The sequence below is a fragment of the Lactobacillus sp. WILCCON 0149 genome, assembly GCF_057197965.1.
The window spans coordinates 309,550-322,823 of record NZ_JBUBHO010000001.1 but is presented as its reverse complement, the minus strand read 5'-3'; the positions used below and the strand labels follow the sequence as shown (position 1 = coordinate 322,823).

Genomic DNA, 13,274 nt, shown 5'->3' with positions numbered 1-13,274 from the left:
CTTATTAACTCTCTTTTTCCTTTATCTGCTTGTCTGTCTCGCTTATAAGAAGATCTTCGAAAATAAAGTTACCGCTATGTTTGGCTTACGGAAGCCCTTTCCCTCACTTTTTCTGCCTTGGTACAGTTATCAAATTTGTTTTATTTTTCATATAATTTTTCTTGTGTCCTTTATGTTCTATATTCCATTTTGGACTATTGTTTTGTTTTTTAGAAAGGCTGATCCAACTTCCATGATCAAAACCCGTCTTATCAAGCAGCTGGGCTCTTCCAGCCGCTATATCCTCTGGCAGATCCTCTGCCAATGGCTCTCTTTATTGGGCCAAATCGTCTTTATCTTTGCCCTGGCGCAAATCTTAACCGGGCAAAATTCCTGGCTTGCCTTACTCGCTGGTGCTGCTATCCAGCTTTTGGGCCAGTACGCCTATAACCAGGCCAGCTTCCAAGCAAGCAGCAAGGTCAAAGAAGTCTTGCGGCAAAAAATCTACGCCAAGCTGCTTATTTTAGGCGACAGCTATAAAGAAGCAGTCAAGCCAGCCGAACTGGTCCAATTGACCAGCGAAGGGATCGAATCCGTCGACAGCTACTTCAGCCGCTACCTCAGCCAGTTTGCCTATGCCTTCCTGGCTCCCTTGACCCTTTTTGCCATCTTAGTCAAAATCAATGCCCCGGCCAGCATCTTCCTTTTATGCACTGTGCCTCTGATTCCCATCGTCATCATGGTCGTCATGCTGGTCGCTAAAAAGATCCTCAGCCGCTACTTTGCCATCTACCACCAATTAGCCGATACCTTTTTGGAAAAAATGCAGGGCATGACTACTTTAAAGGTCTACCAAAACGATTCTGCCGCTGAAGCCGAACTGGCAGCAGAATCTGAACACTTCCGGCAGATCACCATGAAAGTCCTGACCATGCAACTGCTCAGCACCGTGGTCATGGATACCGTGGCCTATGGCGGCGCTGCCTGCGGGATCGTCATTGCCCTTAATAACCTGCGCCAAGGACAGGTGGACAAGCAAGGAGCCATCATCTTGATCCTCTTGGCCGCTGCCTACTTCCTTCCCATGCGGCAGCTGGGCAGCTACTTCCATATTGGCATGAACGGCATGAAAGCCAGTGACCAGATTTTTGCCTTCCTGGACCTGCCAGAAAAAGCCGCCGGGCAAATTTCCCTGCCGGAAAATACCGATATTTCCGTCAAAGATCTTTCCTTTACCTATCCGGATGCTGATCAGGCCGCTTTAAGGGAAATCAATCTGACCATCCCTGCCCCCGGCTTTACTTCCGTCGTTGGCCTGTCTGGATCGGGTAAAAGCACCCTGGCCGCTCTTCTAGCCGGCCGCCTGTCGCCAAGCAAGGGGCAAATCACGATTGCCGGCATCCCTTTATCCGATCTTTCCCCTTCCGCCTGGCAAAAAGCCGTCACCCTGGTCACTTCAGGCAGCTACCTTTTCAAGGGCAGCGTCAAAGATAACCTGCTTATGGCCGGACCAGCCAGTGACAGCGACTTAGTCACCGCCTTAAAGGAAGTCCGCCTCTGGGACTTTTTGGCCAAAAATTCCGGCCTGGACTACCAGCTGACAGCCGGGGCGACCAACCTCTCCGGCGGGCAAAAGCAGCGCCTGGCCTTAGCCCGGGCACTTTTAAAAGACAGCCAGATCTACATCTTCGATGAGGCCACTTCCAATATCGACCTGGAAAGCGAAGCCGCCATCATGGCCGTCTTGCACGAACTTGCTCAAAAGAAGACCGTGGTCCTCATCTCCCACCGCCTGGCCAACGTCACTAAGAGCGACCAGATCTACTTTTTGGAAAAAGGTCGCTTAGTTGAAAAGGGCAAACATGAAGAACTCTTAGCCAAGGGAGCTTCCTACGCCCAGCTCTTTAAAGACCAGGCTGACCTGGAAAATTACGCGAAATTTGGAGGCAAGCATGAAGAATAATAGCAACTTTAAGATCCTCTGGCGCCTGCTGGGCCTGGTCAAGCCCCTCTGGCCGGTCATGGTCCTGGCCATCATCTTGGGCAGCGCCGGCCAATTAGCCGCCAGCTTCGTCACCATCAATGCCGTGGCCGCGGCTGGCAAATTAATTAACGGACAAAACGCTTCTGCCTTGATTATCCTTCTCCTCATCTGCGCCTTTTCCCGGGGAATCCTCCACTACGGAGAGCACTACTGCAACCACTTGATCGCTTTTAAAATGCTGGCCCTAATCCGGGTCAAAGTCTTCCATAAACTCCGCCTGCTCAGCCCCGCTAAATTGGAAGGCAAGGACAAGGGGGACCTGCTTTCCCTTATCACCAGCGACATCGAGCTCCTGGAGGTCTTTTACGCCCACACCATTTCCCCCATCGCCATCGCCTGTGTCTATACCATTTGCCTGCTGGCCTTCTTTGCCCGCTACTCATTCGCCTGTGCCCTCTTGGCTCTAATTTTTTACGCCCTGGCCGGCCTCGTCATCCCACTTGCTTTTTCCCGCTTCTCCAGCCTCCCTGGCCAGGATATCCGGAAAAAAATGGGCCAGATCAGCAACTTTATGCTGGACTCGATTCTGGGTTTGGCAGAAAGCCTCCAGTACGGGCAAGGAGATAAACGAAAAAAAGAACTGGCAGCAACTGACCAGGACCTGACCCAAAGCCGGGCCAAGCTAAACCAGCTGACTGCCCTTCAGCAGACCTTGACAAGCCTGGTCATCCTTTTAGCCGCAAGCACCATGCTCTTTTTGACCACGCGGCTCCTTCACCTGCCCTTTAGCCAGAGCTTAACAGCAACCAGCGCCGCGCTGGCCAGCTTTGGCCCGGTCAGCGCCCTTTCCGCTCTCTCGACAGGTTTGACCGAAACTGTCGCCAGTGCCCGCCGGGTATTGGCAATCTTGGCTGAAGAGCCAGTCGTAGAAGAAAACGCGGCCGGGGTCAAGCCAGCTTTTTCCTCAGCCAGCTTAGAAAAAGTTGCCTTCACCTACCCAGATGGAGAGCGGCGAGTCCTAGAAAACTACTCCTTGACCATTCCTAAAGGAAAAATCATCGGCATCCACGCCCCAAGCGGCAGCGGTAAATCCACCATCCTCAAGCTCCTCGCCCGCTTCTATGACGTGCAAAAAGGGCAAGTGGCAATTTCAGAGACCAACATCAAGGACATCGAAACTTCCGCCCTCCGAGGCCTGGAAAGCTACATGCCCCAGGAGACCTGGCTGGCCACGGACACGGTTGAAAACAACATCAAACTGGGCAAGGCCGCCAGCCGCGAAGAAGTAGTCGCCTGCGCCAAAATGGCCAACATCCACGACTTTATCATGACCCTGCCCAAAGGCTACGACAGCCTGCTGGGCGAAAATGGCAACAGCCTGTCAGCCGGGCAAAAGCAGCGAATCGGGATCGCCCGGGCCTTCCTGCACGGGGGCGACCTTCTCCTTTTAGACGAAATCACCGCCAACCTCGACGCCTTAAACGAAGGCATCATCCTCAAGGCCCTCAAGGAAGCCAGACACGGCAAGACCGTGATCCTGGTCTCCCACCGGCTCAGCACCCTGGCCATCGCCGACCAGGTCATCGAGCTGCCAAGCCGCGAATAAACTAAAAACGCCTGGAAGAAATTCCAGACGTTTTTTTGCTTCATCTTAGCCGATCGAGCCCACCATCTGGTACTTGATCAAGCGGTTCAGTTCAACTGCGTATTCCATCGGCAGTTCCTTGGTGAAGGGTTCCAAAAAGCCCATCACGATCATCTCCGTGGCCTTGGCTTCTGAAATCCCCCGGCTCATCAAATAGTAGAGCTGCTCTTCAGAAATTTTTGACACCTTGGCCTCATGCTCCATGGAGACGTTCCCGTTCAAAACTTCATTATAAGGAATGGTGTTGCTGGCCGACTTGTCGTCCATGATGATGGTATCGCATTCCACATGGGCCAAAGAGCCGTCACTGTCCGGGTTGAAGCGGACCTGCCCCCGGTAGTCCACCCGGCCCCCGTCCTTGCAAAGGGACTTGGAAACAATGGAGCTGGTGGTCTGGGGAGCATTATGAACCATCCGGGCACCAGTGTCGGAGTCGATCCCCTGGCCATTTGAGTCGCAGCCGGCAAAAGCAATCGACAGCATGGTCCCCCGGGCCCGGCGGCCGTTTAGGTAGACGCTGGGGTACTTCATGGTAACTTTAGAGCCAAGATTGCCGTCCACCCATTCCATGGTCGCGTTCTCCAGAGCTTGCGCCCGCTTGGTTTCCAAGCTGTAGACATTGTCTGACCAGTTCTGGATGGTCGTGTAGCGGCAGTAGGCGTCTTTTAAGACATTGACCTCCACGACCGCCGCGTGCAGGCTGTCAGCTGAATAGTTGGGTGCCGTGCAGCCTTCCACATAGTTGACGCTGGCCCCTTCATCGACAATGATCAAGGTCCGCTCAAACTGGCCGGAATTGCCGGCATTGATCCGGAAGTAGCTCTGAATCGGGACTTTGGCCTGAACCCCTTTTGGCACGTAGATAAAAGTCCCACCGGACCAGACGGCGGAGTTGAGGGCCGCCATCTTGTTGTCATCCGGCTTGACCAGCTTACCAAAGTACTTTTTGACCAAATCAGGCACCACTTGGACGGCGGCGTCGGTTGACATGAACAAAACGCCCTGCCGGGCCAGGTCCTCTTTGATTTTTTCATAAACGACTTCTGACTCGTACTGGGCGGATGATCCGGCCAGATACTGGCGCTCGGCCTGGGGAACACCCAGCTTTTCAAAGGTCTCCTTGATCTTGTCCGGCACCTCGTCCCAGTCCCGGACCGCCTTTTTGGCATCCCGGCGGAAGTAGTTCAAGTGATCAAAGTCGATCTTGGTCAAATCCGGGCCAAAAGTCGGCAGGGGCATTTTAAGATAGGTCTGGTAGGCCTTGAGGCGGAAGTCCAGCATCCAGTCCGGCTCATTTTTCGCCGCGGAAATCTGCCGGACCACCTCTTCACTCAAGCCTGTCCCCGTGGTATAGATGGGTTCGATCTCGTCTTTGAAGCCGTACTGGTAGTCCTGGTCCAGGGCCTGTAAGGTTTCGTCTTTTTCAGCGGTCATCTAATTATTCCTTTCTATTGCTTCACTCAAGCCTTGCCAGGCCAGACCCGCGCACTTGACCCGGGCCGGAAAGCGGGAAACGCCCTGTAAAAGGGCCGCATCGCCCAGCTCCTTTTCTTCTTTCTGGCTGATTTTTTCTCCTTCAAGCATCCGCCAAAAAATTGGCAAAAGAGCAAGTGCTTTTTCAACTGGGGCCTGGTCGACCAAGCCGGCCATGATCGCCGCTGAAGCCTGGGAGATCGTGCATCCCTCAGCCAGGCAGGCGACCTGCACGATCTTGCCATCGGCGATTTCGACTTGCAAGGTCAACCGGTCCCCGCAGCTTTCATTGACCAGGCTGACCACCTTTGTCGGACTGGCCAAAGGCTGCCGGTATTTTTGGCTAGCCGCGTAGTCCAAAAGGACTGCCTGGTAGACCTGCTTTAAATCATCTAGTGCCATTGAAAAACTCCTTCGCCGCCTGAACCCCCTTAATCAAGGCTTCCACATCAGCTTCGTTATTGTAAAAAGCCGCGCTGGCCCGGGCAACTGCCTTGACTCCTAACCAGTCCATCATGGGCTGGGCGCAGTGCTGGCCGGCCCGGATGGCAATGCCCTGGGCGTCCAGGGCCGTTGCCAGATCATGGGGGTGAACGCCAGGCAGGTTGAAAGAGACGATGCCGCCACCTTGGCCGTAAACCGTGACTCCCGTTTTTCTCAAGCCTTCTGCCATGGCCTGGCCTAATTCTGCTTCCCTATCTTTAATGGCGTCTAAGCCGATTTCACTCAAATAGTCAATCGCTGCTCCCAGGGCGACTACGCCGGACACATTCTGGCTGCCGGCCTCAAACTTTTGCGGAGCCGGCTTGAAAGTTGCTGTAGTTTTGCTGACCTCCCGGATCATCTCCCCACCAAATTCCAAAGGCTGGGTCTGATCTAAGAGTTCTTTTCGGCCATACAAGACCCCGGTCCCGGTCTGGCCCAGCATCTTATGGGCGGAAAAAGCGTAAAAGTCAGCGCCTAATTTTTTGACGTCAACCGGCAAATGGCCCGCTGCCTGGGCCCCGTCGACTAAGACCAAAGCCCCGCGCTTTTTGGCCAAAGCGGCCAGCTCTTCGACCGCTTGCTCAGTCCCTAAGACATTGGTAACTTGGGCCAAGGCCAAAAGGCGGAGGCGGTCAGACATGACTTTTTCTGCTTCCTTTAAGTCAACCCGGCCCTTTTTGTCCAGGGGCAAAAAGACCAGCTTGGCGCCAGTCAAGGCGGCAACTTGCTGCCAAGGGACCAGATTGCTGTGGTGCTCGGCGGCAGTTAACGCGATCTCGTCTCCCTTTTTTAAATGCCGCGAAAAATAGCCAAAGGCAGCCAAATTGATGGCTGAAGTCGTTCCCTTGGTAAAAACTATTTCACTGGCCTCGGCATTGATAAAATCACCGACTTTCTGCCGGACCCCTTCGTAAGCCTCAGTTGCCTTTGCCGACAAAGCGTAGGTTCCCCGGTAGATATTGGCGTTTTCCTTTTGATAAAAAGTATTGATTGCCTCAATCACGCACTTGGGCTTCTGGCTGGTCGCCGCGTTATCCAGGTAGACCAAGGGCTCGCCATTCATTTTTTCAGCCAGGATGGGAAAATCCTGCCGGAATTTATTCCAATTCTTGTCCATCGATCAGCTTTCTTTCTACCATTGCAAACAAAGGCTGCCGGCTGGCTTCCGGGATCTTGGTCAAAACCGGACCCAAAAAGCCCCGGATGACTAAACGCTCAGCCAAAGGCTTGGGCAGGCCCCGGCTCATCAGGTAATAGAGCTGCTGGTCATCGACCCGGCCGACGCTAGCCGCGTGCCCGGCAAAAACATCGTTGTCATCGATCAAAAGGATAGGGTTGGCATCCCCTCTGGCCGACCTGGACAGCATCAAGACCCGGTTTTCCTGCTGGGCGTTGGCCCCTTTAGCCCCCTTCATGACATGGCCGATCCCGTTGAAGACCAGGCAGGACTTCTGCAGGATCACCCCGTGCTGGAGGATGCGGCCATCTGACTTTTTGCCGTAATTATTGACGACGGTGTTCAGGCCCTGGACCTGGTCGCCGATAGTGATGGCGATCACGTTCATCTCAGCTCTGGCTCCCTGCCCGTAAAGGTCGGAGTCATAGTCAGCCAGAATCTTCCCGTCGCTCAGCATCCCCATGGCCCAGTCAACTTTGGCGTCCCGGCCGACCCAGGCCACCCGCTTTAAGTAGGCGGTCGTGTTTTTGCTCAAGCGGTCGATTCCGGCATACTTAACCCGGCTGCCGGCTAAGGCGCAGATCTCCACCACCAGGTTGGCGGTAGCTTCGTTGTCTCCTTGGCTGGCCACTTTTTCAAAATAGGAAAAATCCGCGTTCTTCCCGGCGACGAGCAAGACGTGCAAGGCAAAGTCCTCTTGCTTTTGGCCATCTTGCAAATAAGTCACCGTCAAGGGTTCAGCCAAGGCTACGTTGTCTGGCACATAGACGAAGAGCCCTTGCTCCATTTTGGCCACGTTTTCGGCTAAAAGGCGGTTTTCCTTAAAGCTGGCCGCCCGGCCGAAGTACTTTTCCACCAGGTCCCCGTGCTCAGTTAAAGCCGTCTCCCAGTCGCAGGCGACGCAGCCTTTTGTCCAAAATTCAGCTCCAGCTTCAATGGAAAAAGCTGCCGTCTTTTGCAAGGGCCAGGTCAAAGACAGGGGCCAGGCCCGGTAGTCCACCTTGGCAAAGTCGGGCCTAGGCAAGTCCGGCAAAGCGGCAGCGGCTTCTGCCTGCATTTTTGCAAACCATGCTTGTGCGGTCATGCTTCCTCCTTAAACGTCTTCATCCGTCAGTTCAATATCCAGGCCCAGCTCATCACGCAGCTTGGTATAGCCCTCCTTTTCCAGGCGCTTGGCCAAATCCGGCCCGCCTTCAGCCACGACCCGGCCGCCCATCATGACGTGAACCTTGTCAGGCACCACGTAGTCCAAAAGGCGCTGGTAGTGGGTGATCATCAAGGCGCCGAAGTCCGGCCCCCGCAAATCGTTGACCCCCTTGGAAACTACCTTCAAGGCATCGATATCCAGGCCGGAGTCGATCTCGTCTAAAATTGCGAACTTGGGCTTGATCATCAGCATCTGCAAGATCTCGTTGCGCTTCTTTTCCCCGCCGGAAAAGCCCTGGTTCAAGTAGCGCTGGGCCATTTCAGCCTTCATGTCCAAAAAGTCCATCTTTTCATAGAGCTCTTGGAGAAATTCCCGGGCCGAGACTGGATCGCCTTCCGGCCGGCGGGCGTTCAAGGCTCCCCGGATGAATTCGGCGTTGCTGACGCCGGGGATTTCAGCCGGGTACTGCATGGCCAAAAAGAGGCCGGCCCGGGCCCGCTCGTCAACTGGCAAATCCAGCAGTTCTTGCCCATCCAGCTTGACAGACCCCTGGGTCACCTTATATGCCGGGTTGCCCATAATGGCTTCTGACAGGGTTGACTTTCCCGTCCCATTTGGCCCCATAATGGCATGGATCTCTCCGGTTTTAAGCTGGAGGTTGACCCCTTTGAGAATCTCCTTGCCGGCAATTTCTACGTGCAAATCAGTGATTGCTAACTCTGACATGACTCACCTCAACTAATTATCTACAAAATTTAGTGTCACGTCTATTTATAGCACACAAGACCTAGTGGTTACAGAGGACAAAAGGAGAAATATGCGATTTTTTAAAAGATTGCAAATCAGCAGAAAAATATCCGACTTTTTTCAGAAAATAAGCAAGTGATTTGACAAATCTTTTTAGCCTGCTACAATAGCTAAACATAATCAAGCAGTTATGGAAAGGAACTCTGTCAACCGTGAAAAAACGTCAAAAAAACGACTTTGCCAAAGAAATCCAAGTCAAGCCTTTTAACGAGCTCTCTGCCCGGGAGGTCTTCTGCCTGTCCAGAATCCGCGATGACGTTTTCGTCGCCGAGCAGGAAATCACGGTTCCTGAACTGGATGACCAGGACCTTTCCGCTTATCACGTTTTCCTTTTAAACGAGGACAAGAGCAATGCCCTGGCCGCCGCCCGCTTCTTTAACGAAGAAGGCCGCTTTTACATCGGCCGGGTCGCCGTGCAGAAAATTGCCCGCCACCGCGGCATCGCCAGCCAGCTTTTAAAGGCCATTGAGAACTATGTCTTGGAGAACGATTTGACCCAGGAGCTTTACCTCCACGCCCAGGCCAGTGCCCGGGACTTCTACCTGGCCAATGGCTACCACGATGTTGGCCCCGTCTTCATGGAAGCCGGCATCCCCCACCAAATGATGGCTAAATCCCTCGCCTAAGCAGCCGCAAGGCTGCTTTTTTCATGCAAAAAACTGCCCCGGGAAAGGTCCCGGAGCAGTCTGGCGATTTGTGAGTTAGTAAAGAAAGTTTTATTAAATAGAGGAGTAAAAGTAAAAGATTTGGATTAAAGAGTAATGTTAAAAATGGTAAAAATCATAGCGCCGCGCGTTAGTTAAAGACAATTTCTTGCGCGTCGTCACCCGCCTCTACAGGGCGCGGGTCGACATCCTTGACTTCTTTGAGCAGGTCCATGTTGGTGTAAACCACCATGACCGTGTTGTCCAAGCCGTGGTCAGCAACTGCCTTGATGTCCATTTCAGCCAGTTTGTCGCCGGCCTTGACAGAATCGCCTTGATCGACGAAAAGCTTGAAGGGTTCCCCTTTCAGTTCCACCGTGTCGATCCCCAAGTGGATCAGGACTTCCAGCCCTTCAGCCGTCTTGATGCCGATGGCGTGCTTGGTTGGAAAAAGAGTGGTAATGGTCCCGGAAACCGGGGCAACTACTTCCTGGCCGGTCGGCTTAACGGCAAAACCGTCGCCCAGCATCTTTTGGGAGAAGACGTCATCGCTGACTTCGGACAGGGGAATCAGATTGCCCTTGATGGGCGCCTTGACTTCATTGCCTTTTGACTTGGACTTTTTAAAGAAATTAAACATGAACATCACCCTTTCACCGCTCTAAAGGCGAGAACTACATAGAATACAAAACAAATTACGAATAAAGAAGCAATCAAGTAGGTCAAGGACAGCAGCTGGCTCGGCTTTACCTTGCTCTCTTCAGGCAGATCTCCTCCCCGCCGCAGGGCAAAAATGGCGAAGAGAAGGCAGAACCAGTTGCCAACGATCAGCTGGGTCCACAGCTGCAGCTTCATGAACTTCATGTACTGGCGCCGGTCGGCCAAGAGGGCCCCGCCGTCAATCCAGCAGAGGTAGCCCAAGAGGAAGTCACCGGCTGCCACGATGATTGACACCGTGGTCGCGGGACTGGCCGCGATGAAGTCAGTGATTGTCTGCTTGGCCGCCCCGGCCCGCAGCTGCAAAAGCAGCAGGTAGGCCAGCGGGGCAAAAAAGAGGACAAAGGTGTAGATCTTTAAAATTCTTTTCGGCGTCAGACCTGCTGACTTGGTCAACCTGTCCAGCCAATTCAAAGCTTTCTCCTGCATTATTCATCCTCTTTTCTCAGCCACTCGCAGTAGCCGTTAATTAATAAATCAATCATTATGTAAGCCGGACTAAAAGCCCAGTTCTTGGTGCTGATGCTCTCATGGAAGAGACTTGGCTGGAAAAAGAGACTGTAGTCAGACAGGCTGGCCAGCCGGCTCTCCTTGATGGTCGTCAGCGAAGTAATCGTCAAATCTGCGTTGACCAGGTGCAGCTCTTCTAGGAGCTGGCACAAGTCGGGATCTTCCCCGGAGAAGGAAATCACGATCAATTGGTCATGATCTTGCAGCCAATTCTTCGACATCTTCAATTCACTAATAGCTGACGGCATGATGACCGTCGGCTTGCCCACATTCACCAACAGCTGGTTGGAGAGATAACTGGCGATTGACGCCTGCTGCCAGCCGGTGGTGTAAATGTAGATATTTTTCGTCCGGTTTAAGGTCGAATAGAAGCTTTCAAAATCCAGAGTTCTGAAATAGCTGAGCTCTGAACGGAGATTTTTGACCAGGCGCTCGGCAAAGGTATCCTGTTGCTTGACCATTTGCTTCTCCCCCTTGGAAAAATCCGCCAGCTCGTATTTCAATTCACTGTAGCCACTTAGACCGATCTTCTTGCATAAGCGAAAAATGGCCGATTCTGAAACATAAAGTTTCTTGGCCAATTTCGCCAGACTGAGTTCGCTGCATTCAGCAGCATTGTTCAGCAAGTAATTCAAGATCTTCTTATCCGATGGATTGAGATCGCTTGATTTATCCACGATTCGTGCTTTTAGTCCTGCCATAAAAGTCTCCTCTTGCTAACTTGTTGACGTTTTCACCTAGTTAACAGAATAGCACTTTTACGCTTTCAGACCAATTTAAAGGGCTTACACTACTTACATAATTTCTTTCATTTTATCGACAACCCGTTCAGCTTCCAGGCCGACCACGATGTCGATTTCCTGGTCATCCCGTCTTTCAACGGCGCTGGCCCCGACCTTCTTGAAGTCGTCGTCAGCAGCGACCTTCTTAGTGTCAAAGACGTGGGCTCTTACTCTGGTTGAGCAGGAGGTCAAGTCCTTGATGTTGCTTCTGCCGCCCAGCAGGTCCAGGTAGCCGGTAGCCTTTTCTTCATCAGGATCGGCTTCGGCCTTGGCAACGGTGTTGCCGCTGTCGGCAATGATGCTTTCAATTCTTTCCAGAACTTGGGCAACGTCCAGACCAACGATGACCTGGATGGCTGAACCGTGACGGACAACCCCGACTGCCTGGTTCTTTCTGAAGGCAGCGTCGGCACCGACCTTGTCAGGGTCCTTGACAGTTACCCGCAAACGGGTAGCGCAGGAAGTGATTTCAGCAATGTTTTCCGGTCCGCCCAAGAGAGTCGTGTAAGCCGTAGCTCTGGCGATGTATGGGTCAGAGGAGTTTTGCCCGGCAGCTTCAGCTGCTTGTTCAGCGGCCTTGGCTTCCTTGTATTGCTTCTTGTTCATCAGCTTGACTTCCTGGTCGTCGGCTTCCCGGCCTGGAGTAGCGTAGTTGAACTTGACGATCATGAAGCGGAAGATGAAGTAGATGATAACGGCATAGATCAGACCAATGATGAATTGGGCCATGTAAGTGTGCCAGTGGTTAGCCCAGAGTGGCAGCCAGTTCATAGAAGCAATCCCGATGGCCCCGTCAGTCATTTGGCCGACAACGCCGAAGATGTACATGGTCGTGTTCATGGTTGCGGCCAGAACTGAGTAGACAACCCAGAGGATTGGAGCCGCGAAGAGGTAGGTAAAGTCAACAGGTTCGGTAATCCCGGCCAGGAATGAAGTCAAAGCAGCTGGCAAAAGCAAGGCTGAAGTCTGCTTCTTCTTGTTCTTCTTGGCGGTGTGGTAGAAGGCCAGGCAGATGGCTGGCACAAGGAAGACTTTTTCATTCCCGTAAAGCATGAAGCCCATGTTTGGAGCCAGGCTCTTCAAGCTCTTGGTGCTTTCGGCAAATTCAGTCAAGTGCTTGAGCCACCATGGCTGCAGCCCCCCAGCAACAACGGCTGGGCCGTATTGGAATGGAATGTAGACCAAGTGGTGCAGGCCGGTTGGGATCAAGACCCGGTTCAGGAAGTTGAAGATCCAAACCCCGATCAAGCCGCTGGAAGCCATGAATTCCTGCAAAGCAGTGATACCCATTTGCACCTTTGGCCAGATAAGGCAGGTCAGGAAGGCAACTGGGAACATAGCCACGAAGCCCAGGATGACAACGAAGGCTGAGCCCTGGAAGGTACCCAGGAAGTCCGGCAACTTCTTGTCAAAGTAGCGGTTGTGCAGCCAGACAACGATACCGGCGATGACCAGGGAACCAACAATACTGGTGTCCAGGGTCTTGATCCCGGCAATCATGGTCAAACCATTGTTGGTTGAGTTGGCTACGATCTGGGTCTTGACGTAGTCCTTAAGGCCGAAGAAGGCGCCCCAGTGGGTCAGGAAACCAGCGATAAAGTAGTTGAAAGTCCAGTAGGTAACGATGGCTTCCATGGCTGCCCGCCCGTGGGCCTTCTTAGCCAGCCCGATTGGCAGGCCGACCACGAAGAGCATGTCGACTTGGTTAAAGACGGTCCAGCCACCTTGTTGAACGGTGTCCCAAAGACCGTACCAGAAGGTATTGGTGTTTGCCAGCGAGCCAAAGATCAACGGGTTGTTGAACAGGCTGGTTAAGGCAACCACGATACCGGCGAAAGAGAAAAGCAGGACAGGCACGAACATAGCCGCCCCGAATTTCTGCAGTTTCTGCATCATAAGCAATCTTCCTCCCTTGCTGCTTAT

General features: G+C 53.0%; 12 protein-coding genes. 3 read left to right on the top strand and 9 right to left on the bottom strand.

Going from position 1 to position 13,274, the window contains the following annotated elements; translation table 11 throughout:
• Window positions 1-232: 232 nt before the first annotated feature.
• A complete protein-coding gene (locus tag ACYVUV_RS01620) occupies window positions 233-1,942 on the top strand; it encodes an ABC transporter ATP-binding protein/permease (protein WP_439775552.1) in 1,710 nt (569 codons plus the stop codon).
• On the top strand, window positions 1,932-3,569 hold the full coding sequence (locus tag ACYVUV_RS01615; RefSeq protein ID WP_439775553.1) for an amino acid ABC transporter ATP-binding/permease protein: 1,638 nt from the start codon (window positions 1,932-1,934) through the stop codon (window positions 3,567-3,569). Before ACYVUV_RS01620 ends, ACYVUV_RS01615 begins: the two co-directional genes overlap by 11 nt.
• 45 nt (window positions 3,570-3,614) lie before the next feature.
• Here the strand turns inward: ACYVUV_RS01615 and sufB are convergent, their stop codons facing one another.
• The 5 genes from sufB to sufC are packed head-to-tail and all read right to left on the bottom strand — an operon-like array spanning window position 3,615 to window position 8,617.
• The gene (sufB, locus tag ACYVUV_RS01610; RefSeq protein WP_439775554.1) at window positions 3,615-5,042 is read right to left on the bottom strand and encodes a Fe-S cluster assembly protein SufB; all 1,428 of its coding nucleotides are present in this window, start codon (window positions 5,040-5,042) and stop codon (window positions 3,615-3,617) included.
• On the bottom strand, window positions 5,043-5,483 hold the full coding sequence (gene sufU / locus ACYVUV_RS01605) for a Fe-S cluster assembly sulfur transfer protein SufU (RefSeq protein WP_439775555.1): 441 nt from the start codon (window positions 5,481-5,483) through the stop codon (window positions 5,043-5,045). It lies immediately after the preceding gene.
• On the bottom strand, window positions 5,470-6,684 hold the full coding sequence (locus tag ACYVUV_RS01600) for a SufS family cysteine desulfurase (protein WP_439775556.1): 1,215 nt from the start codon (window positions 6,682-6,684) through the stop codon (window positions 5,470-5,472). Before ACYVUV_RS01600 ends, sufU begins: the two co-directional genes overlap by 14 nt.
• Entirely contained in the window at window positions 6,665-7,828 is a 1,164-nt protein-coding gene (gene sufD, locus ACYVUV_RS01595; protein ID WP_439775557.1) for a Fe-S cluster assembly protein SufD, read from the bottom strand. The genes ACYVUV_RS01600 and sufD overlap by 20 nt, the downstream gene beginning before the upstream one ends.
• A 9-nt stretch (window positions 7,829-7,837) precedes the next feature.
• On the bottom strand, window positions 7,838-8,617 hold the full coding sequence (gene sufC, locus ACYVUV_RS01590) for a Fe-S cluster assembly ATPase SufC (protein WP_439775891.1): 780 nt from the start codon (window positions 8,615-8,617) through the stop codon (window positions 7,838-7,840).
• 233 nt (window positions 8,618-8,850) lie between these two features.
• Here sufC and ACYVUV_RS01585 point away from each other — a divergent pair, with 233 nt between their 5' ends.
• Window positions 8,851-9,324, top strand: a complete 474-nt coding sequence (locus tag ACYVUV_RS01585) for a GNAT family N-acetyltransferase (protein ID WP_439775892.1) — start codon at window positions 8,851-8,853, stop codon at window positions 9,322-9,324.
• A gap of 169 nt (window positions 9,325-9,493) precedes the next feature.
• Here the strand turns inward: ACYVUV_RS01585 and ACYVUV_RS01580 are convergent, their stop codons facing one another.
• From ACYVUV_RS01580 to ACYVUV_RS01565, 4 genes are all read right to left on the bottom strand, one after another.
• Window positions 9,494-9,982: a PTS sugar transporter subunit IIA gene (locus tag ACYVUV_RS01580; RefSeq protein ID WP_439775897.1), complete on the bottom strand. Its 489-nt coding sequence runs from the start codon at window positions 9,980-9,982 to the stop codon at window positions 9,494-9,496.
• A 5-nt stretch (window positions 9,983-9,987) separates the two neighbouring features.
• The gene (locus tag ACYVUV_RS01575; RefSeq protein ID WP_439775893.1) at window positions 9,988-10,488 is read right to left on the bottom strand and encodes a hypothetical protein; all 501 of its coding nucleotides are present in this window, start codon (window positions 10,486-10,488) and stop codon (window positions 9,988-9,990) included.
• Window positions 10,488-11,270, bottom strand: coding sequence for a MurR/RpiR family transcriptional regulator (locus ACYVUV_RS01570; protein WP_439775894.1), 783 nt, complete (start codon window positions 11,268-11,270; stop codon window positions 10,488-10,490). Before ACYVUV_RS01570 ends, ACYVUV_RS01575 begins: the two co-directional genes overlap by 1 nt.
• A gap of 93 nt (window positions 11,271-11,363) precedes the next feature.
• Window positions 11,364-13,247, bottom strand: a complete 1,884-nt coding sequence (locus ACYVUV_RS01565; RefSeq protein WP_439775895.1) for a PTS sugar transporter subunit IIBC — start codon at window positions 13,245-13,247, stop codon at window positions 11,364-11,366.
• Between the last annotated feature and the right edge of the window lie 27 nt (window positions 13,248-13,274).